Origin of the sequence: Geobacillus sp. FJAT-46040, from assembly GCF_002335725.1 — a bacterium.
Lineage (GTDB): Bacteria > Bacillota > Bacilli > Bacillales > Anoxybacillaceae > Geobacillus > Geobacillus thermoleovorans.
This window is the reverse complement of record NZ_NISS01000001.1, coordinates 426,773-446,632: the sequence shown is the minus strand read 5'-3', so window position 1 is coordinate 446,632 and position 19,860 is coordinate 426,773. Positions and strand designations below refer to the sequence as shown.

The 19,860-nt window shown below is 55.2% G+C and carries 22 protein-coding genes and 1 other annotated feature; of the genes, 2 read left to right on the top strand and 20 right to left on the bottom strand.

Annotation, left to right across the window (positions count from 1 at the left end; all coding sequences use genetic code 11):
- Positions 1 to 22: 22 nt before the first annotated feature.
- The 5 genes from CD000_RS02325 to nadB all read right to left on the bottom strand — a co-directional run bounded on the left by CD000_RS02325 (position 23) and on the right by nadB (position 6,235).
- Positions 23 to 967 (bottom strand): phosphotransferase, encoded by a 945-nt coding sequence (locus CD000_RS02325; RefSeq protein WP_055357867.1) that lies wholly within the window; start codon positions 965 to 967, stop codon positions 23 to 25.
- A complete protein-coding gene (safA, locus tag CD000_RS02320) occupies positions 951 to 2,507 on the bottom strand; it encodes a SafA/ExsA family spore coat assembly protein (protein ID WP_011232074.1) in 1,557 nt (518 codons plus the stop codon). The genes CD000_RS02325 and safA overlap by 17 nt, the downstream gene beginning before the upstream one ends.
- Before the next feature lie 158 nt (positions 2,508 to 2,665).
- Positions 2,666 to 3,769, bottom strand: coding sequence for a quinolinate synthase NadA (gene nadA / locus CD000_RS02315; protein WP_011232075.1), 1,104 nt, complete (start codon positions 3,767 to 3,769; stop codon positions 2,666 to 2,668).
- Positions 3,770 to 3,783: 14 nt separating this feature from the next.
- Entirely contained in the window at positions 3,784 to 4,614 is an 831-nt protein-coding gene (gene nadC / locus CD000_RS02310; protein ID WP_096224794.1) for a carboxylating nicotinate-nucleotide diphosphorylase, read from the bottom strand.
- Positions 4,615 to 4,642: 28 nt separating this feature from the next.
- A complete protein-coding gene (gene nadB / locus CD000_RS02305) occupies positions 4,643 to 6,235 on the bottom strand; it encodes an L-aspartate oxidase (protein WP_198962475.1) in 1,593 nt (530 codons plus the stop codon).
- A 69-nt stretch (positions 6,236 to 6,304) separates the two neighbouring features.
- On the opposite strand from nadB, the gene CD000_RS02300 reads away from it, so the two are divergent.
- Positions 6,305 to 7,429, top strand: coding sequence for an IscS subfamily cysteine desulfurase (locus CD000_RS02300; RefSeq protein WP_096226217.1), 1,125 nt, complete (start codon positions 6,305 to 6,307; stop codon positions 7,427 to 7,429).
- A gap of 15 nt (positions 7,430 to 7,444) precedes the next feature.
- Positions 7,445 to 7,984: a transcription repressor NadR gene (locus tag CD000_RS02295; protein WP_014196418.1), complete on the top strand. Its 540-nt coding sequence runs from the start codon at positions 7,445 to 7,447 to the stop codon at positions 7,982 to 7,984.
- A 113-nt stretch (positions 7,985 to 8,097) separates the two neighbouring features.
- On the opposite strand, the gene pheA is transcribed toward CD000_RS02295, so the two are convergent.
- The 15 genes from pheA to radC form a co-directional block, all read right to left on the bottom strand.
- Positions 8,098 to 8,946, bottom strand: coding sequence for a prephenate dehydratase (pheA, locus tag CD000_RS02290; RefSeq protein ID WP_011232080.1), 849 nt, complete (start codon positions 8,944 to 8,946; stop codon positions 8,098 to 8,100).
- Positions 8,947 to 8,967: 21 nt separating this feature from the next.
- Entirely contained in the window at positions 8,968 to 9,411 is a 444-nt protein-coding gene (locus CD000_RS02285) for an ACT domain-containing protein (protein WP_011232081.1), read from the bottom strand.
- Between the two features lie 16 nt (positions 9,412 to 9,427).
- Complete coding sequence (gene obgE / locus CD000_RS02280) at positions 9,428 to 10,726, bottom strand: GTPase ObgE (protein WP_011232082.1); 1,299 nt, start codon at positions 10,724 to 10,726, stop codon at positions 9,428 to 9,430.
- A gap of 223 nt (positions 10,727 to 10,949) precedes the next feature.
- Positions 10,950 to 11,498, bottom strand: a complete 549-nt coding sequence (locus CD000_RS02275; RefSeq protein ID WP_096224792.1) for a sporulation initiation phosphotransferase B — start codon at positions 11,496 to 11,498, stop codon at positions 10,950 to 10,952.
- Between the two features lie 171 nt (positions 11,499 to 11,669).
- Positions 11,670 to 11,960 carry a 50S ribosomal protein L27 gene (gene rpmA, locus CD000_RS02270; protein ID WP_011232084.1) on the bottom strand — a complete coding sequence of 97 codons (291 nt, stop codon included), beginning with the start codon at positions 11,958 to 11,960 and terminating at the stop codon, positions 11,670 to 11,672.
- Between the two features lie 15 nt (positions 11,961 to 11,975).
- Positions 11,976 to 12,305 carry a ribosomal-processing cysteine protease Prp gene (locus CD000_RS02265; protein WP_011232085.1) on the bottom strand — a complete coding sequence of 110 codons (330 nt, stop codon included), beginning with the start codon at positions 12,303 to 12,305 and terminating at the stop codon, positions 11,976 to 11,978.
- A 2-nt stretch (positions 12,306 to 12,307) separates the two neighbouring features.
- Positions 12,308 to 12,616, bottom strand: coding sequence for a 50S ribosomal protein L21 (rplU, locus tag CD000_RS02260; RefSeq protein ID WP_011232086.1), 309 nt, complete (start codon positions 12,614 to 12,616; stop codon positions 12,308 to 12,310).
- 14 nt (positions 12,617 to 12,630) lie between these two features.
- Positions 12,631 to 12,710 (bottom strand) — a sequence feature (ribosomal protein L21 leader region).
- A 383-nt stretch (positions 12,711 to 13,093) separates the two neighbouring features.
- A complete protein-coding gene (locus tag CD000_RS02255; protein ID WP_096224791.1) occupies positions 13,094 to 13,954 on the bottom strand; it encodes a site-2 protease family protein in 861 nt (286 codons plus the stop codon).
- A complete protein-coding gene (locus CD000_RS02250) occupies positions 13,947 to 14,714 on the bottom strand; it encodes a M23 family metallopeptidase (RefSeq protein ID WP_096224790.1) in 768 nt (255 codons plus the stop codon). The genes CD000_RS02255 and CD000_RS02250 overlap by 8 nt, the downstream gene beginning before the upstream one ends.
- A 266-nt stretch (positions 14,715 to 14,980) precedes the next feature.
- Positions 14,981 to 15,784 (bottom strand): septum site-determining protein MinD, encoded by an 804-nt coding sequence (gene minD / locus CD000_RS02240; RefSeq protein ID WP_011232089.1) that lies wholly within the window; start codon positions 15,782 to 15,784, stop codon positions 14,981 to 14,983.
- 2 nt (positions 15,785 to 15,786) lie between these two features.
- Positions 15,787 to 16,479: a septum site-determining protein MinC gene (gene minC / locus CD000_RS02235; protein WP_096224789.1), complete on the bottom strand. Its 693-nt coding sequence runs from the start codon at positions 16,477 to 16,479 to the stop codon at positions 15,787 to 15,789.
- 40 nt (positions 16,480 to 16,519) lie between these two features.
- A complete protein-coding gene (mreD, locus tag CD000_RS02230) occupies positions 16,520 to 17,038 on the bottom strand; it encodes a rod shape-determining protein MreD (RefSeq protein ID WP_096224788.1) in 519 nt (172 codons plus the stop codon).
- Complete coding sequence (gene mreC, locus CD000_RS02225; protein ID WP_096224787.1) at positions 17,035 to 17,901, bottom strand: rod shape-determining protein MreC; 867 nt, start codon at positions 17,899 to 17,901, stop codon at positions 17,035 to 17,037. The genes mreD and mreC overlap by 4 nt, the downstream gene beginning before the upstream one ends.
- 19 nt (positions 17,902 to 17,920) lie before the next feature.
- On the bottom strand, positions 17,921 to 18,943 hold the full coding sequence (locus CD000_RS02220; RefSeq protein WP_096224786.1) for a rod shape-determining protein: 1,023 nt from the start codon (positions 18,941 to 18,943) through the stop codon (positions 17,921 to 17,923).
- A 157-nt stretch (positions 18,944 to 19,100) separates the two neighbouring features.
- Entirely contained in the window at positions 19,101 to 19,781 is a 681-nt protein-coding gene (gene radC / locus CD000_RS02215) for a RadC family protein (protein ID WP_015375501.1), read from the bottom strand.
- Positions 19,782 to 19,860: the final 79 nt, after the last annotated feature.

The window sequence follows — 19,860 nt, the reverse complement described above, 5'->3', positions numbered from 1 at the left end:
CCTTTTCCAAAGATTCCATTTCTCATTGTAGCATAGCATAAAGGCTGCGGACAAACCGTTCTCTCCGCTTGCGGTCAAACACAAGAGGGCGGCGGCGCGCGGCGGCTGACCGCCATTCACGAAACACATCAGCCGGAAATAAGAGCGCATGCAAAAACCAGCGTTTTTCCAACCAACGGCGAAGCGGAGCGAAACGGGCGAGTGTTGAATATGACCAACCGATATACGGCAAGAGGCGATTGGCGTATTGGCAATAGTCAAGCCCGGGCGAGGCAAGAGCGGCCGCGTCATAGTCGATGAGGTACATCTGGCCGGTTGTGGTGCGCAAAAAATTATGGGAGGCGACATCACCATGAATGATGGCAGCAGAATCCGCCGTCAACTCTGGAGCATGCTCGCGACACGTTGATAGACAGTAATCCGCCCAGCGCAGCGTAAATAAAATGTCTTCTTTGTCCATGATCGTTTCAACAACAGGCAAATGTCGGCAAAACTCCTCATAGCGGCGCCGCCATTTGTCATACAGCTGCGCACGCGGCAGCCCCATCGCCTCCTGCTTGCTGCTGGCGATGTTTGCCGTTATGGTATGGTAACGTTCGAGCAAATGAAGTCCGTCAGCGGCGTCAGCCCAAGCGGCAAACGAGATTGGACGCGCTCCGGCTACATATTCCGTCAGCAGCCAATAGCATCCGCCGGCTTCAACCACTCCTCCGCGCCCGATCGGCATAGGGGCCGGCGCGGCGGAAAAACCGGTCTTCCTTAATGCGGCAAGAAGCCAGGCGTGCCGCGCGGCCGCAACAGGAAAGCGATACGCTTTGGCGACAAACATTCCTTGCCGGGCGGCAATGGCGAAGACATGCGGTTTCAATGCCACAACTTGTTGAATAACAAGCCGATATTGGCGGTCAAGAAGAAAAAAGAGACGGCCGGCGGCGTCTCTTTTCACTTGGTTATTGTTCCTCGCCATGCCCGCTCTCCTCATCCGGCGGTTCGCTAAACAAACGGGGGCCGGCGACCGGCGGGGCGGATGATGGCGGGTAGGATGGCGGCGAGTATCCCGCTGGACTTGTCGGATAAACGACGCCTGGCCACGGAAGCGGCGGCGCTGACTGCGGCGCATATCCGTATGGAGCCGGCAGGGCGTACCCTCCATAATAGTACGGGGGCGGCGCATAGGCCGGTGCATACCCAAAAGGCGAGGGGTGCGCCGCAGGCGGCGCATAAACTGGCGTTGCAGCGCCGGGCGGCGGGAGAACGCCCCCTGCGGACGGGACAAACGGGGCGGCAACCCCAGGCCCAGAAAACGGCGGCTCTAATGATTCACTGCTGCTTTCGTGAATGCCGGGAAACGGCGCCGAACCGTTTTCCGGACTTTCACCGCTTTTCCCAACGGCCGACGGCGCAGACGATGGCGGATAGGACGTCGGCATGATCGGCAGCGGCGGCGCGTAAAAACCGCTCCCCGGCCAAACTGGCGGCACTGGCGTACATCCTTGGTCAGTGCCAAATATTGGGATCGTCGGCGGGGCGACAGGAACGTATGGAATGTTCGGCAGCGGCGGCGCGTCTTCGCTCTCAGCCGCCGGTTCCCCTTTCCATTCAGCTGGGCTTTCATTGTCCTCCTCTTTCATCATGTTGGGCAAAATATTGCTCGGCTTCGGCGGAATCGGCGGCACGTTGGCCAGCGATTGAGCGAACGAAAGTTGAGGAGGCGGGGCCACCGGCGGAATCGTATGCACAAGCGGCGGCACAGAGGCGCCTTTCGCTTTTGCCCCTTCTTTTGCCTCCGCTTTCGGCGTTTTTGGTGCTTCTTGTGCCGTTGCTTTTGGCGCTTTTTTCTCGACAGCCTTTGGCGTTTCGTTCATCGCCGCTTTCGGCGCCTCACCCGCCGGTGCCTTTGGCGCTTCATTGATGGGCGCATTCGGCGTTTCGTTCACCAGTACGTTCGGCGCTTCATTCACCACTGCTTTTGGTGCCGCTTTTGGCGCTTCCTTCTCGACGGCCTTTGGCGCTTCATTGATGGGCACATTTGGCGTTTCATTCACTGATACATTTGGCATTTCGTTCACCGGCACGTTTGGCGCTTCATTCACTGGCACATTCTCCGCCTTCTTCTCCGGCGCTTTCGGTGTTTCCTTTACGACTGCTTTGGGCGTTTTCTTTACCACTGCTTTCGGCGCCTCACCCGCCGGTTCGTTTACCGCTGCCTCGCCTTCCGGAGCAGGGGCGACAGCAGTGTCAAGCTCGGTATCAATGTGGAATGAGACGAACGGTTTCGCCTCCGCGTACGGGTGCTCTTTTACGTGCATTTTTTTGGGTGACACAGGCGCCTTCGTCTCTTTTTTGACCGGCACCCCTGCTGTCGGCACTTTGATTTTCATTCCAGGCATAATCATATTCGGGTCGCTCAAATGCCCATTTATTTTTTTCAATTGTTCAAAATCCACTCCATATTTTTGGGCGATTTTCCAAAGGGTGTCGCCCTTTTGGACAATATGGATTTTCACTCCATTCCCCTCCTAAACCGAGACTGTTTACGCTCGATCGAACCGATGCTTGTTTCCCGTTATCGTCTTTCAACACAATGTATGACGATGATCGTTGATTTATGATAAAAAAATCCCTGACCGAACGAGGATTCCTCCTCGTCAAGCCAGGGAAAAAGCTAGGCAAGCGAAAGCATGCGGTCGAGCGCCTCTTTTGCCTCTGCGGCGATGTCTTTCGGAACGGTGATGCGATTGACGATCGCTCCTTGCTCAAGCGATTCGAGCGCCCAGACGAAATGCGGCAAATCAATTCGATTCATCGTTAAACACGGGCACATATATGGATTGAGAGAAACAATTTCTTTGTCTGGATGTTCATGCTTCAGCCGGTTCACCAAATTCATTTCCGTTCCAATCGCCCACTGGGTGCCGGGTGGAGCATTGCGGATCGTTTCAATAATGTATTTTGTCGAACCGGCGTAGTCTGCTTGCTGGACGACCTCCCAGCTGCATTCCGGATGGACGATGACATGGATTCCCGGCTTCATCCGTCGAATATGCTCGATTTGTCGCACGGTGAAGTTTTCATGCACGGAGCAATGTCCTTTCCAAAGAATGACTTTCACCTTGTCGAGATCGTCCGCCCCTTGGAGCGTCTCCTCATGCGGATCCCACACCGCCATCTCGTCAAGACGGATGCCGAGCGCATAGGCCGTATTTCTCCCTAAATGCTGATCCGGCAAAAAGAAAATCCGTTCATTCCGTGAAAACGCCCAAGCCATCATCTTTTTCGCGTTCGACGAGGTGACGGTCGCTCCGCCATGGCGGCCGACAAACGCTTTAATCGCCGCGGTCGAATTGACGTACACAAGCGGCACGATCGTCTCGCCAAACCGCTCAATAAGCGCCGCCCATGCCCGCTCGACTTGAAAAATATCGGCCATATCGGCCATTGAACAGCCGGCGCGCAAGTCCGGCAAAATGACCGTTTGGTCGTCGCTCGTTAAAATATCGGCGGTTTCCGCCATAAAATGGACGCCGCAAAACACAATATATTCGGCTTCGCTGTTCTTTGCCGCGAGCTGGGCAAGCTGAAGCGAATCGCCGGTCGCATCGGCGAACTGAATGACCTCATCCTTTTGGTAGTGATGACCCGGGATGAAAAGGCGCCGGCCGAACCGTTCTTTCACCGCGCGGGCGCGTGCTTCGAGCTCGCTTCGTTCCATCGTTTTATACCGTTTGGGCATCTCATCCAGCCGTTTCAACTGTTCAAGGACGTTCACGGTTCTCCCCTCCATTATCGCAAATTGAAACTCATATCGAGCGCCGGGGCGGAATGGGTTAAACATCCGAGCGAAATGTAGTCGACTCCGGTCGCGCCGTACGCCGCCACATTGGCGAGCGTAATTCCCCCCGACGCTTCCGTGATGATCGGCTTTGGCACAAGCCGGACGAACGCCCGCACCTCATCCGGCGTCCGGTTGTCAAACATAATGACATCCACCCCGGCCTCGACCGCCTCGAGCACTTCGTCTTCCGTTTCGGTCTCTACTTCGATTTTCACCATATGCCCAAGCCGCTCCCGCACCGTTTTGACGGCGCGGGCGATCGATCCGCAAAAGGCGATATGGTTGTCTTTAATCATGACACCGTCGTACAAGCCAAAGCGGTGATTGTAGCCGCCGCCGCATGTGACGGCATATTTTTCAAGCATGCGCAGCCCCGGCGTCGTTTTCCGCGTGTCGCAAATGCGTGTGGAGCTATTGCCAAGCAAGTCAACGGCCTGTCGCGTCACGGTGGCAATGCCGCTTAACCGCTGCAGCAAGTTTAAAATGACGCGCTCACCGGACAACAGCGGCCCGACCGGTCCGGATGCGACGACGATCGTTTCGCCGGCTTGGACTCGTTCGCCGTCCTGTTTCATGATGGTTACTTCGACGCGCGGATCCAGCAGCTGATAGCCCGCCGCAATAATGCCGACGCCGGCCACCACCCCGTCCGCTTTGGCCATAAACATGCCTGATGCCCGTTCATGAGCCGGAAAAATCGTCTCGCTCGTCACATCGCCGTCGCCAATATCTTCAAGAAAAAACTGTCGCAACAGTTGTTCGAGCTTCAACCGGTTCATCTTTCATCCCTCCGTTTTCTTTGCCGCTTTACCTCCCAGCCCCAAGGCGGGCCCACTCTTCTTTCGTCCGCACGAGGCGCCGCCCCCGCCACTCCGGGCGTTCACGCGGAAAATCGCTCCGGTAATGGCCGCCGCGGCTTTCCGTGCGCCAAAGCGCTGATGAAGCGACAAGCCAGCCCACTAGCAACATATATCCTGTTTCAATCTCCTCTGCCGACAATCGTTCAAGGTCGCCATCCAGCCAATCCGGCAACGAAAACTGTTCCAACCAGTCGACCGCTTCGCGAAGCCGATCGCCGTTGCGGACGATGCCGACAAACGTTGACAGCTGTTCGCGGAGCAACGCCCGCTCTGGCAGCCGTGGTACAATCAAACGACGCGGGCTGGATGAATCCGCTCGGTGCACCGTTTCCGGCCACGCCGCTTGACGGCGGATGGCGCAGGCCGCACGGAATCCAAAGACGATCGCTTCAAGCAACGAGTTGCTCGCGAGCCGGTTGGCGCCGTGCACGCCGGTGCACGCCGCTTCCCCGACGGCGTACAAGCCCGGAACCGTCGTCTGCCCCCACTCGTTGACGACAACGCCGCCCATTAAAAAATGGGCGCCCGGCGCGACAGGAAGGCGGCCGGCTTCAAGGTCGACGCCATAGGCCTCACATAGCGCGGCGATCGTCGGAAAGCGGCGGCGGAAGTGGGACACGCGGGAAATATTCAAATAGACGCGGCCGCCGCGATCGAGTTCCGCCGCGATCGCTCGGGCGACGATGTCGCGCGGAGCGAGATCGCGAAGCGGATGGACGTCGTCCATCAGCGGTCTTCCATCTTCCGCCTCAAGCACCGCCCCTTCGCCGCGCACCGCTTCCGAGACGAGCCCGACCGCTTTTCCGCCGGCAACGAGCATCGTCGGATGAAATTGGATAAACTCCATATCCGCCACCGCCGCACCGGCGCGGTACGCCATGGCAATGCCGTCGCCAGTCGCCGTCGGCGCATTGGAAGTGAACGTATACAATCCGGCGCATCCACCGGTCGCCAACACGACGGCCGACGCCGGCCAAATGGACACCGAACCGTCTTCCCGCTTCGTTTTCACCCCGACGCAACGCCCCTCTTCCACAAGCAAATCAATCACCTGCTCGCCTTCTTCCATCCATACGCGTCCCTCGAGCCGCTCAAGCAAAAACGAAACGAGTGCTTTGCCCGTTTGATCGCCGCCGGCGTGCAAAATCCGGCGGTGGCTATGCCCGCCTTCAAGGCCGAAACAAAACCGGCCGCGTTCGTCCCGATCAAACGCCATGCCGGCGTTGATCCATTCTTGCAGCCGCCTCGGCCCTTCGCGGACGAGCCGTTCGACCATTCGTTCATCGTTATGAAAGCAGCCGGCGACCATCGTATCGCGGAAATGAGCGCGCCAATCGTCGCTCTCTGCCAGCGCCGCGGCCACCCCTCCTTGCGCCCGCCATGAATTGCTGTCGGTGCAACGTTTTTTCGTGAATATCATCACATGGTCGAGCTCAGATAAATGATATGCGACCGTTAACGCCGCCAGCCCGCTTCCGACGATAATCACGCCACCTTCCTTCACTCTCGGACGCCCCTTTCTTTTCACATGTCTTGACATCTATATTTACACATATTTAAACTAATGGCAAGAGGTTTGGCGAAAAAAATGATGCAAAGGCGGGAGAATATGATTTATTTGGATTACGCGGCAACGACGCCAATGTGCCAAGAGGCGATCGCCGCTTACGCTGAAGCGGCGTCCGTTTACTTTGGCAACGAAAGCAGCTTGCATGACATCGGAACGAAAGCGAAACAACTGCTTGCCTTATGCCGGCGCGAACTCGCCGCCATGATTAACGGAGAAGCGGAAGGGATCTATTTCACAAGCGGCGGAACGGAAGCGAACGTGCTCGCGATCCGTTCGCTAGCTGCCGCCTACCGGCATAAGGGAAACCACCTGATCACGACCGAAATCGAGCATGCCTCGCTCCATCACCTGTTCAAACAGCTGGAAACAGAAGGATATACGGTCACGTATTTGCCCGTCGACCGATTCGGGCGCATTCGACTTGCCGATTTGGAGCGGGCGATCACGCCGAAGACGATCCTTGCTTCCATCCAGCACGCCAACTCGGAAATCGGCACGATTCAGCCGCTTGCCGACATCGGCCGCCTCCTGCGGGCGCACGGCGTCCTTTTTCATAGCGACTGCGTGCAAACTTTTGCTAAAATACAGCTAGATGTTCAAGAGATAGGACTAGACAGCCTATCCGTTTCCGCCCATAAAGTGTACGGTCCCAAAGGGGTCGGCGCTGTGTACATCAACCCGCGCCGGCATTGGAAGCCGGTATTCCCGGGAGCGACGCACGAATCAGGCTTTCGGCCGGGAACGGTCAACGTACCGGGTATTGCCGCCTTCATTACGGCCGCGCAGCAGCTCCATCGACGAATGGCGGACGAACAGTCGCGTTTGGAACGACTGCGGAATCGGTTGCTTCACGCCATCGCCGCCAAACAGCTGCCGGTGACGGTGGAAGGCCATCCCGATTTCCGTCTTGCCCATATTATCGGTTTGTCCATCGCTGGGTACGAAGGGCAGCTTGTGATGCTTGAATGCAACCGCGCCGGCATCGCCATTTCCACCGGCAGCGCCTGCCAAGTCGGGCTGCAAGCGCCGTCGCGGACGATGCTCGCCGTCGGGAAAACGCCTGAAGAAGCGAAGCAATTCATCCGCGTCTCATTGGGCGCGGCCACGACCGAAGCGGAGATCGACCAGTTCGTTTCCACATTGGAGCGACTTACATCGGCATGAAAGGAGGAATGGCAGGTGAAAGAGGAAAAGAAAATTTTAGGGGAAAGGCGGCGCCAGCTCATTTTGCAATGGTTGAAAGAAAGCGAAGCGCCGCTCACGGGGGCTGAGCTGGCAGCGAAAACGAACGTCAGCCGCCAAGTGATCGTCCAAGACATTTCACTGTTAAAGGCGCGCAACGAACCAATCATCGCCACAAGCCAAGGCTATTTGTATTTAAAGCCGGCTGAACCGGCCAAAACGTACACGAGGACGATCGCCTGCTTCCATACGCCAGAACAGACGAAAGAAGAGTTGTATTTGCTCGTGGATTGCGGCGTGACGGTCAAGGACGTCAAAATCGAGCATCCGGTCTACGGCGATTTAACCGCCTCGATCATGGTGAGCAACCGCCTGGAAGTCGACCAATTCATCGCCAAAATCGAGGCGACAAAATCGTCGTATTTGTTGCAGCTGACGGACGGAACCCATTTGCATACGCTGGAAGCCGATTCACCAGTGAAGCTTGACGCCGCCTGCCGCGCCTTGAAACAGGCTGGATTTCTGATCGAAGCGTGAACGGATCGCCTTGCGCTCGTCCGTCATTCCCTCTTCGCAAATGCCGTACGTCAGGACGCTGGATAAAGAGAAAATGCGGACGGCTATGACCCATCCGCATTTTTTCGTCTTCGTCAAGCAAAATAATATGGATAGCTGCCCAACAGCTGCACTGTGCAGCCGAGCGCCTCAATTTCCGCGATCGCCCCCGGGATGAGGACGTCATCCATCGGCGCGTCGATGTCAATAATAAAGAAATAATTTCCAAGGCCCGTTTTCGCTGGGCGCGATTCGATTTTCGTCAAGTTGAGCCGCCGCCAGGCAAACGCTGATAACACTTGATGGAGTGCGCCCGGACGGTCTTGCGGCAGCATGACGACCACGGTCGTCTTGTCGCCAGCATAAAGAGGCGAAGCAGGCGAAAGCGGCTCTTTGCGCCGGCTGACGACAATAAAGCGCGTATGGTTGTAATCGTAATCGTGGACGTTTTCCTGCACGATCACTAGCCCGTATTTTTCCGCCGCCAGCCGGTTGGCGATCGCCGCCGCCGGCAAGTGCGGATGCTCGCTCACAAATTTCGCGGCGGCGCTCGTTGACGTCATCGGCACTTGCTTCGCCCCTTTCAGCACCGTATGCAAAAACTTCCGGCATTGGGCAATGGCGTGCGAGTGGGAATACACTTCTTTCACTTCGCGCCAATGAGGGGTGAAATATGGGTGCACCATCAAATGTTGCTCGATCGGCACAACGATTTCGCCGATGATCGGCAACGGCTGTTCGTGAATTAAATAGTCGAGTGTCAAATTGACCGATCCTTCCAAGGCGTTCTCGAGCGGCACCACGGCCGCTTCAATCTCTCCGGCCGCCGCGGCGTCAATGCAATCGGGAATCGTGTCATACGGCTCCCGCGGCTGCGACGGAAAAAGAAGAGCAGCCGCCGCTTCGGTGAACGTTGCCTTCGGTCCTAAATAACCGATTTTCATCTCGTTTGCCTCTCCCTTGCTTTAATACACTCCCGAACCGACAATTTCCACTTTTTCGACAAATTCGAGCTGTTTGAGCTTAGCGAGGAGCTCATCAATCTCCTCGTTCATATCGTTTGTGCTGACCGACAGCGTCACGTTCGCCCTCCCTTGAAGCGGAATCGTTTGATGGATGGTCAGCACGTTGCAGCCGGCCGCCGCCACAACGCCAAGCAGCTGTGACAACGTTCCGGAGCGGTCTTCTAAATGGAAAAAGAGCGTGACGATGTTTTCTTTCGTCACCGCTTGGAACGGAAAAATGGCATCGCGGTATTTGTAAAACACACCGCGGCTGATGTTGGCGAGCTGCGCCGCCTCGGCGACCGAGGCGGCTTTTTTCCGCTCAAGCAGCTGTTTAGCGAGCACGACTTTCTTCATCGCTTCCGGCAGGACGTCTTCGCGCACCAAATAAAATTTTTTCTCCACCGCACCTTCCCCCGCTCTATTCATCCCAGTCGTCGACAAACTCGAACTCGTAATCAAGCAACCGGATCGTGTCTCCGTCTTTCGCGCCGCGCTCGCGCAGCGCATCATCCACCCCCATCGCCTTAAGCTGGCGGGCGAAGCGGCGCACCGATTCTTCGCGCGAGAAATCCGTCATCTTAAACAACTTTTCAATTTTGTCGCCCGCCAAAATGAATGCTCCGTCGCTGGCGCGGGTGATCGTAAACGGCGGCTCCTCTTTTTCATATTTGTACACGACGCGCTGCACGGCCGGATCTTCCCGTTCATGAAGCGGGAATTCCGGCGTCGTTTCCAACAGGTCGGCGATGGCAAACAACAGCTCGCGCACTCCTTGTCTTGTCGCTGCAGAAATCGGAAAGACCGGCACCGCATCGCCGACTTTCTCTTTGAAGCGGCGCAAATTTTCTTCGGCGTTCGGCATGTCCATTTTATTGGCGGCAACAATTTGCGGCCGCTCGGTCAAGCGCAAATTGTACTGTTTCAGCTCTTCGTTGATGACGAGATAATCGTTGTACGGATCGCGCCCTTCGACCGCCGCCATGTCGATGACATGGACGATGACACGCGTCCGTTCAATATGGCGCAAAAACTGATGCCCGAGCCCGACCCCTTGATGGGCCCCTTCAATCAATCCCGGCAAGTCGGCCATCACAAAACTGCGCCCGTCTTCCGTTTCGACAACGCCCAAGTTCGGAACGAGCGTCGTAAAATGGTACTCGGCGATTTTCGGACGGGCTGCGGAGACAACCGACAGCAGCGTCGATTTGCCGACGCTTGGAAACCCGACCAGCCCGACGTCAGCGAGAAGCTTCAGCTCTAAAATGATGTTGCGCTCTTCGCCCGGTTCGCCGTTTTCCGCAATTTCCGGCGCTGGGTTGGACGCCGTCGCAAATCGGGTGTTGCCGCGCCCGCCGCGCCCGCCTTTGGCGACGACAAACCGCTGCCCCGCCTCGGTCAAATCGGCAAGCACTTCGTTCGTATCCGCATCGATGACAACGGTGCCTGGCGGCACTTTGACAATCAAGTCTTCCGCATTTTTGCCATGCTGGTTTTTCGACATGCCGTTTTCGCCGCGCGGCGCTTTAAAATGGCGCTGGTAGCGGAAATCCATCAACGTCCGCAGCCCTTCATCAACGACAAAGACGACATCGCCGCCTTTGCCGCCGTCTCCGCCGGCCGGCCCGCCTTTTGGGACGTATTTTTCCCGGCGGAACGCGACCATGCCGTTGCCGCCGTCCCCGCCTTTCACATAAATTTTCACCTGATCAACAAACATGGCTGTTCCTCCGATTCACTTCCATCATGGTATCATGGCGAAATGAGTATGACTAATACTTATTATTGTATACAGAGTCGATTCCATGATGTCAATATGTACGCAAGCATCGGCCGTCTGCGGGCTGGCGGGCGGTTCAAGCCCATCCGCCGCTTTCCGGTCCGATTGGATCGATCCGTCCGCACTCCATGGACTCTTCCATGCTCCTTCATCCAATCAACGATCAAGATTCCGCCGACAAAAGCTCAAGCTCCACCGTCAATTCGCCCTCGCCAGCGGCAAACGACGCGAGCCGAAGCGGCGGTGATGGTTCGCAGCACTCAAGCCAAGCGCGAATGGTTTCGCCGTCCCTAAACGTGCCGCGGTAATCCAAAAACAGCGCCGCCCGTCGGTCGGACAGCTCAATGGACAAACATAAATGGTTTTCTGTCCGCTCATCGGATTGCGCTTCGAGCAGGCGAAAAAATTTGCGGCACCATTCAGCCAGCTGTTCATCGTACTGCGACCAATCCGCTTTGCCGTCCATGATTTCATACTCAAGAACGAGCGGACGCGGCTCCCAGTTATAGGTCATGATAAGCTCGGCGAACCGCTCGGCCTTCAAATTCGTCAACCGTGTTTCCTGATGCATCTCGCCGATCATGTCTTCAATGATTTCCTGCACCCGTTCGATTTTATTAAGCGCCAAATGCCCTTTGATGAGCTGGATTTTGTTCAGCCAGTCATGGCGGGCATGGCGCATCACCTCAACGACAGTCCATCGCTTCTCCATCCGACGCTCCCCTATCCACTAAGCGTAGGCTCCCTGCCTCGCTTGGACTTCCGCCTCCATGGGGGAGGCATGTACTTTTACTATAACATTTTTTGACATTGAACAGGAACGATTTTTCTACGCCAAAAAGAAAAAACTCTAACCGAACGGTTAGAGTTTTTTCCACATCGATTACGCTTCTTGGCTGACCGGGTAGACGCTGACGCGTTTGCGGTCGCGGCCGAGCCGCTCGAAGCGTACGATGCCGTCGATTTTCGCATACAGCGTATCGTCGCCGCCGCGGCCGACGTTCAAGCCCGGATGGACTTTCGTTCCGCGTTGACGGTACAAAATCGAACCGCTGGTGACGAATTGACCGTCAGCCCGTTTTGCGCCAAGACGTTTCGCGATCGAGTCGCGGCCGTTTTTCGTCGAACCGACCCCTTTTTTCGAAGCAAAAAATTGCAGGTCAAGTCTCAGCATGGCAGTCACCTCCCGCTAGATGGATGTCACGCGGATAAATGTTCCGTAATCGCGTTCGATCGTCTTTAGCGAAACGACCATCGCTTCCAACAACAACTGTACTTTCTCTGCCGCCGCTTCTTCCAGCTCCGGAAGCTCGCAGCGGAGGTAGCCGCCGTCTTTGCCGAGCGAAACATGCGGGCTTACGCCAATAAGTGTCTCGATGGCGTTGATCGTGCCGAACGAGACCGCCGAAGCGCCGGCGCATACAATATCCTGCCCGCGTTTCGCAAAATGGGCGTGCCCTTCCATCGTAAACGCACGGATGCGGCCGTCCGCTTCCCGTTCAATCGTGACGCGGATCATCTTTACGCGTTGATTTTTTCGATGACGACTTTCGTGTACGGCTGACGGTGGCCTTGTTTGCGGCGATAGTTCTTTTTCGCTTTATATTTGAAGACGATGATTTTCTTTTGTCGGCCGTGTTTTTGCACTCTCGCCGTCACGGTTGCGCCTTCGACTGTCGGGTTGCCGATTTTCACCGTTTCCCCGCCGACGAACAGCACTTTGTCAAACGTGACCGTATCGCCTTCATTCGCATCCAATTTTTCGATGTAAATTTCTTGGCCTTCTTCGACTTTCAATTGTTTGCCGCCAGTTTCGATAATTGCGTACATGCATCGCACCTCCTTCATGGACTCAGACTCGCCAGCGCCAAGGCGGCCCAAGACGGAGCGCTTCATCGCCCGCGCTGAGCGGTTGTAGTGCGGGTGCGTCTTTTTGCGACAGCCGCCCTCTTTTGCCCTTGTTGGCAGGACAAAAAGTCTACAACGTCATCTATCGTAACATAGAAACGGCCGGCCGTCAACCGTCATCTTCGTCCCCCGGCGAGCGATGATGAAACGGTGCAAACGACTATATAGAGAGGCCATTTGAAGCTTTGCCATTTGCAACTTTACCGAGTATTTGATCGACTGTTGATCGACCGAACAACGCCGCTTTCAGACCCATGTATGAGTCTGTGAAGCGAGCGGCTGTTCGGCCTCCCGTCACGCCAAGGTGTGACGAGGGCAAGCCTGTGGCTTGCCTCAGTCGAAAAATAGATAAGCGACTTTTCCATCAAGGATATGTGAAACTTTTATATATAGCCACGATCAATAGATGAGAGCGCCAAGCGGCGCATCGGCTTGTTTTTCGGCAAAAAACGCATGCAGCAGCTCGTTTTCATCGAGCGTCGCCCGTTCGCGCCCGTCGCGAACGACGATGATCGCATGCTTTTGTCCGCGGTAAAATCGCTGCAGCACGGCCGAGATGCGTTCGTCCGCCGGCGCCGTAATCGTCCGCAGCTTTGTATAGCCGCCTTTGTTTCCATAATACCGCTCAAGCAAAAAGCGCATGACGACATACGGATGCTGCTTTTGCTCCTGCCAAAGAGCATGCGCCAAAAAGGCGGCGATCGCCCATAAATCAAGCTGGCGCGGCGCCAACACAAACAAAAGAACGACGCCGACAGCAAGCGCGGCGGCCGATATGGCAACCGTGTTCCGGTGCGCTTCGCTGAACGGGCGGCGGTAGGACAGCAGCAAAAACAATAACTTGCCTCCATCCAGCGGCCAGATCGGCAGCAAGTTCAAAGCGAAAATGGCCGCATTGTAGCGAAAAAAGAGCTCCCAGCTCCCGCCATCCATCATGCCGGCCTTCCACAAAAAAAACGCCGCCGCTACGAGCCACAGATGCTGGGCCGGCCCGGCGAGCGTCACGATCCACTCCTCGCGGAACGGCCGGTTGCCGTGCTCTTCGACTTCCGCCACTCCGCCGAACGGCAGCAGCAAAATCCGCTTCACCCGCCAAGAGAAAAACGCGGCTGCCGCCGCATGGCCAAGCTCATGAACGAGGACGATGAAAAACAACAGGCAAAGCTGCTTGAAATGGGCGGTAAGCACCGCGATGCCGCCGATCAACCATAACAGTGGGTGGACGTGCAGCTTCCCGAGCAGCGCCATATACTTATTCAAAGGAAATCACCTGAATCGGATCGATAAATTCATCTCCTTGTTTAATCGCAAAATAAAACAGCCCTTTCTGTTTATTTGCCTCGCTCGCCCCGGCCGTGCCAACTTCCTGCCCCATTTCTACAAAATCATACAATTTCACCGAAATGGCCCCCAAACGTCCATACCACGTCTCCGTGCCGTCCGCATGTTGGATGATGACCGTTTTGCCGAGACGGTCTTTCGTACCGGCAAAGGTGGCAATCCCTTCTTTCATCGCTTCCACTTTGGCTCCATTCTCAGTTTCGATCGTCACACCCTCCCCGTTTTTTTCAAAACTTTCGAGAATCCGTCCAGAAGCCGGCACTGCATAGGATGAAGCCGTTTTCACCTTTTCTTCCTTTTTCGGGGCAAAAAAAGCGAGCGGCTCACCGAACGTTTTTTCATACCAGGCTGAGACGGCCGCAAACTGAAACTCGGTTTCCATCGTCCGGGCAATAAACTGCCGCGCCGGCTCGAGGGAAGCGGACGGATGCCGGAACAAAATGGCCGTCACGAGCACGAGACAGGCAGCGATGAGTGTTTTGAATAAAAACCATTCTTTGCGGAACAACGGATGGGGAGCGGATTCAAACGAATAGCGGTCATACGTGACGACCGGCAGCCCGTACCGCTCCTCATCAGCGGCGTTCCATCTAGATTCTTTTGGATCCTGCCCCTTATATTGACGTTCCCTTCTTCGTTTTTCAATGCGTTTTTTCATCTCACGGACGCGTCGATCCATACGTCCCCCCTCCACCTTTCCAACAACGTTTGTACTAATAATTTATGAGACAACCTCATGGAATATGAACGAGCGTTTTTCGCCGCGCCTCGCCGAACACGTCCGCGAACAAATCCCTCAAACGGTTTCACACCAACGTTTCGGCTGAGCGCCGCAACCGATCGATACCATCTGCTTCCGTTGTTACGGATCAGGAATTCCAAACAGCACAACAATTATGAATAAAAAAAGAAGGCCCATTCAACGGCCTTCTTGCGCCAACTCTATTATTTCAAACTAAATATTTTCCGAATCTTTGAAAACAGCCCCTTCTCCTCTTCCTCAAGCGGCGGCAGCGGCACCGACTCGCCGAGGATGCGGCGGGCAATGTTGCGGAAGGCGATCGACGCTTTGCTGTTTGGGTCCAGCACAATCGGCTCGCCGCGGTTCGACGCTTTGATCACGTTTTCATCGTCGGCGATAATGCCGAGCAACTCGATCGATAAATGCGAGATGATTTCGTCGACATCCAACATATCGCCGTTTTTCACCATATGGCTGCGAATGCGGTTGATGATGAGGCGCGGCGGTTTGACGTGCTCCTCCGCTTCAAGCAAGCCGATGATGCGGTCGGCGTCGCGGACCGCCGACACTTCCGGCGTCGTGACGACGATCGCTTCGTCCGCGCCGGCGACAGCGTTGCGATAGCCTTGTTCGATTCCAGCCGGACAGTCGATGAGCACATAATCGTATTCCTGTTTCAGCTCCTCAATAAGCTGTTTCATTTGCGCGGGGTTGACCGCCGACTTATCGCTCGTTTGCGCGGCCGGCAACAAATACAAATGGTTATCGAACCGCTTGTCTTTCACAAGCGCCTTCTGCACCGTGCAACGCCCCTCCACGACATCGACCAAATCATAAATAATTCGGTTCTCAAGCCCAAGCACGACATCGAGGTTGCGCAGCCCGATGTCGGTGTCGACAAGGCACACCCGCTTCCCTAGAATGGCGAGGGCCGTCCCAAGGTTCGCGGTCGTCGTCGTTTTGCCGACGCCGCCTTTTCCGGAAGTGATGACGATCGCTTCTCCCACGGTCACATTCTCCTTTCTAAGCGCGTCAAATTCGGCCGCAAATGCATAAGCAGCTGAAGGCGGTCGACAACAATTTGGTTATGCTCATCAATATAGGCGCATTCCATTTCATTTCCTTCATCCGTTTTCGAATCGGGCGCTCGGCTCATGATGTCGCCGATGCGCAGCTGCATCGGTTTCATGACCGATGCAGCGATGATCGCCTGTTTATTGCCGGCATACCCGGCATGGGCGATGCCGCGCAGGGCGCCGAGAATGAAAATGTTGCCTCCGGCAATGACCGTTCCGCCAGGGTTCACGTCGCCGATCAGCAGCAAATCCCCTTCGACATGAAGCACTTGTCCCGAACGGACAATGCGCGAAACGGGCACAATTTCCGTTTTTCTCATCCATTCTATCGCTTCTGCTTTCGACATGACATTGCTTTCGATCGAATCGACGACCAAATTTTTTGAACGGCGGATGAGCGCACGCACCTCTTCCTCTTGGGCAGGCGTCAAATAGCGGTTCCCAATTTTCAGATGAACAGAGACAAGGGAGCTGTCTGGCGCGACGCCAGCTTGTTTGACAAGCCGCTCCTCGATTTCTTTCAATAAATCGTCATACGAGCAGCGGTCATCGAGATGCAGCGTCAGCCCATCTTTCGTCCCTTTAATCGTCACGTACTGCTGCTTTTGTTTCGCCACAACGTTCACCCCAACGAATAATTCTACAAAACGGGCCGTTTTTCCTCTTTTATTCTTCCTGCTCAAACCGGCGAATTTTTGCCAATCGCCGTTCGAGCGGGTACGAAAAGACGAGCAAAAACGCGACGTTCAGAAGCAGCGTCGGCCATAGACGGCGGTCCCAAAAAACAGAAAACGACCAATCGGTCCGCCCGATCAACAGCTGGATGCCGTAGACATAACTGTCAAGCAGCATAATGGAAAGCAGCGACAAGAACGATGCAACGAACCAGTTTTGGTGGAACCATTTCATCGCTTTGCCCGCCAAGTAGGCAATAAGCGTATAGGCAAACGCATAAACACCGAGCAGCTCTGTGTAGACGACGTCATACAGAAACCCGAAGATAAACCCGTACCCCATCGCCCGCGTCCCGCCGAAATGCATCGCTGTGAACACGAGAAAAACAAGAAAAAACCGGGGAACAAAAAAATAGTGGACATACAAGTCGCCTTTTGGCCATATATCAACAAAAAGGCTCTCACTCACAAAACATAACACCGCAAGGAAAGGGAGACGCCACTTGTTCACTTTGCCTCCTCCTTTTCCTGCAGTGCTGCATCGATGGTTCGTTTCACAATCATGACGTCGTCAATATCATACAAGTTGGCAAACGGCTTGACATAGACGACTTTCGTCAATCCGTATTGGTCCGGCTTGACTTCAGTCACCTCACCGATCGGCAGCCCTTTCGGAAACACGCCGCCAAGGCCGGAAGTCAACACTTTTTGCCTTTTTTCCACTTTGGAGTCAATCGGAATTTCTCCGAGCAGCAACTCGCGCCGCTTCTCATCGTAGCCTTCGATCAACCCAAACACGTTTTCCTTTCCTTGGATATAAGCGGAAATGCGGTTGTTTTGGTCAAGCGCGCTTAACAGCTGCACAGTGGACGTAAATTGGGAAGCGTGCTGCACCTTGCCGACAAGCCCCGCTGGGGTGATGACGGCCATATCTTTTTTCACGCCGTGTTGCTCGCCTTTGTTGATGATGATCGTTTCCCGCCAACGATCCGGGTTCCGCCCGATCACCGTCGCCTGAATCGAAACAAAATCACGCAAGCTCTCTTTTTTATCGAGCAACGCGCGCAGCCGTTCGTTTTCTTGCCGCAGCGCCTCGACCTCGGTCTCAAGCGCCGCATATTCCTCAAGTCTTGCCTTCAGCAATTGATTTTCCTCATATGTATGGCGAAGGTCGCTCACATTTTCAAGGAAGCCCGCGACCACTTGCGCAGGCTTCCCGAACAGAAGCTGGACAAAGCCAACCGTGTCTTTCACAAACTGCTCCGGCCACGTCAGTTGCTCGCGGCTGCGCAGCGAAAACCCGATCAACATGACGAGAATGACGATGCTGACGAGCAAAAAAATGAGACGCTTATTCCCAAAAAGCTGTGGCATGCGTCACACCTTCTTACCGTCAGCGATGGTCTCTCGCCTTGTTTTTAAACAAGTCGATGTGGTCGAGCGCTTTCCCGGTGCCAATGGCCACGCAATCAAGCGGATTTTCCGCGACGATGACCGGCATGTCCGTCTCTTTGCTGATGACCTTGTCCAAGTTGCGCAACAAAGCGCCGCCGCCTGTCAGCACGATGCCGCGGTCCATAATGTCGGCCGCTAGCTCCGGCGGCGTTTTTTCAAGCGTGTTTTTCACGGATTCCACAATGGCATAAACCGTGTCGCGAAGCGCCTCAGCCACTTCCTCGGCGCTGATTTCGATCGTTTTTGGCAGCCCAGTGAGCAAGTCGCGGCCGCGAATTTCCATGTTTCCGATTCCTTCCGGATTTCCGGCTGAGCCGATCTCGACTTTAATCGCCTCCGCCGTCCGTTCTCCGATCATCAAATTGTACGTTTTTCGGATGTATTGAATGATCGCCTCATCCATTTCATCGCCGGCGATGCGGATCGACTGGCTCGTCACGATGCCGCCGAGCGAAATCACGGCCACTTCAGTCGTACCGCCGCCGATGTCGACGACCATGCTCCCGGTCGGCTCCCACACCGGCAAATTGGCGCCGATCGCGGCCGCAAATGGTTCTTCAATCGTATAGGCATCGCGTGCTCCAGCCTGGCGCGTCGCATCGATGACCGCGCGCTCCTCTACGGCCGTGATGCCGTACGGCACGCATACCATCACATACGGCTTGCTGGCAAACAACCCTTTCGTTTTGACGGCCTTGCGAATGAAATATTTCATCATCGTCGCCGTCGTTTCATAATCAGCGATGACGCCGTCTTTCATCGGACGAAGCGCCACGATGTTGCCCGGCGTGCGCCCGATCATGTTTTTCGCTTCATTGCCGACGGCGACGATTTGCTTCGTGTCGCGCTGAATGGCGACAACCGACGGCTCGCGCAAAACGATCCCTTTTCCCTTCACATAAACGAGCGTATTCGCTGTTCCTAAATCAATCCCGAGATCTTTCGTCCCAATTCCAAACATATGATCGATCTTCCTTTCCGAAACGAAATGCATATGATTTTCTATTGACAACATGGATCGGATGTCAAGTCATTTATAAATTGTACAACACCGCCCGAACGGATTCGGAAAAACCCATAGTTGATATTATAACTGATTCGACAAAAAATGAGAACCGCTAGACGTAGCCTTTTTCTTTCAAACTGACGAATTTTTGATCGCCGATGATGAGGTGATCCAAGAGCTCGATGCCGATGATGCGGCCGCATTCCGCGAGCCGTTTCGTCACATCGATGTCTTCGCGGCTTGGAGTCGGATCGCCAGAAGGGTGGTTATGCACACAAATGACGGAGGCGGCGGAACGTTTGATCGCCTCTTTAAACACTTCGCGCGGATGGACAATCGAGGCGTTTAAACTGCCGATGAACACCGTTTTGCGGTAGATGACTTGATTTTTCGTATTTAAATAAATGGCGACAAAATGTTCTTGCGATAAAAAGCGCATATCTTCCATGACGTATTTCGCTCCGTCTTCCGGGCAGCGAATCACATAGCGGTCGGCGCAGCCGGACTGGTGGATGCGTCGGCCGAGCTCCAACGCCGCCAAAATTTGCACGGCTTTCGTCGGCCCGATCCCTTTGATGTTTGTCATTTCTTCGACCGTTGCGTCTTTGAGCGGTCTCAGCCCCTCAAAATGGCGAAGGAGACGCTGGGCGAGCTGCACGACCGACTCCTCCTTCGTGCCCGTGCGCAACAAAATGGCGATCAGTTCATGGTCGGATAAACTTTCCGGCCCTGATGACAGCAGCCGTTCACGCGGCCGGCTGTCTTTCGGAACATCGCGGATCATCCACGCCATCATACTCCCCCTTTTTTGTTTTGCTTCATCGAAAGATGGAGAGGCTTGAACCGCCCCTCGGTACGACAGCAGAATCCGT

What these genes read in the sequence shown, in the direction of transcription:
- CD000_RS02325 (WP_055357867.1), bottom strand. Translation starts at nt 967, where the DNA reads ATGGCGAGGAACAATAACCAAGTGAAAAGAGACGCCGCCGGCCGTCTC.
- nadC (WP_096224794.1), bottom strand. Translation starts at nt 4,614, where the DNA reads ATGAACCGGTTGAAGCTCGAACAACTGTTGCGACAGTTTTTTCTTGAA.
- nadB (WP_198962475.1), bottom strand. Translation starts at nt 6,235, where the DNA reads ATGTCAAGACATGTGAAAAGAAAGGGGCGTCCGAGAGTGAAGGAAGGT.
- CD000_RS02300 (WP_096226217.1), top strand. Translation starts at nt 6,305, where the DNA reads ATGATTTATTTGGATTACGCGGCAACGACGCCAATGTGCCAAGAGGCG.
- pheA (WP_011232080.1), bottom strand. Translation starts at nt 8,946, where the DNA reads ATGAAAATCGGTTATTTAGGACCGAAGGCAACGTTCACCGAAGCGGCG.
- obgE (WP_011232082.1), bottom strand. Translation starts at nt 10,726, where the DNA reads ATGTTTGTTGATCAGGTGAAAATTTATGTGAAAGGCGGGGACGGCGGC.
- CD000_RS02275 (WP_096224792.1), bottom strand. Translation starts at nt 11,498, where the DNA reads ATGGAGAAGCGATGGACTGTCGTTGAGGTGATGCGCCATGCCCGCCAT.
- rpmA (WP_011232084.1), bottom strand. Translation starts at nt 11,960, where the DNA reads ATGCTGAGACTTGACCTGCAATTTTTTGCTTCGAAAAAAGGGGTCGGT.
- CD000_RS02265 (WP_011232085.1), bottom strand. Translation starts at nt 12,305, where the DNA reads ATGATCCGCGTCACGATTGAACGGGAAGCGGACGGCCGCATCCGTGCG.
- rplU (WP_011232086.1), bottom strand. Translation starts at nt 12,616, where the DNA reads ATGTACGCAATTATCGAAACTGGCGGCAAACAATTGAAAGTCGAAGAA.
- CD000_RS02250 (WP_096224790.1), bottom strand. Translation starts at nt 14,714, where the DNA reads ATGGATCGACGCGTCCGTGAGATGAAAAAACGCATTGAAAAACGAAGA.
- mreC (WP_096224787.1), bottom strand. Translation starts at nt 17,901, where the DNA reads ATGCCACAGCTTTTTGGGAATAAGCGTCTCATTTTTTTGCTCGTCAGC.
- CD000_RS02220 (WP_096224786.1), bottom strand. Translation starts at nt 18,943, where the DNA reads ATGTTTGGAATTGGGACGAAAGATCTCGGGATTGATTTAGGAACAGCG.
- radC (WP_015375501.1), bottom strand. Translation starts at nt 19,781, where the DNA reads ATGGCGTGGATGATCCGCGATGTTCCGAAAGACAGCCGGCCGCGTGAA.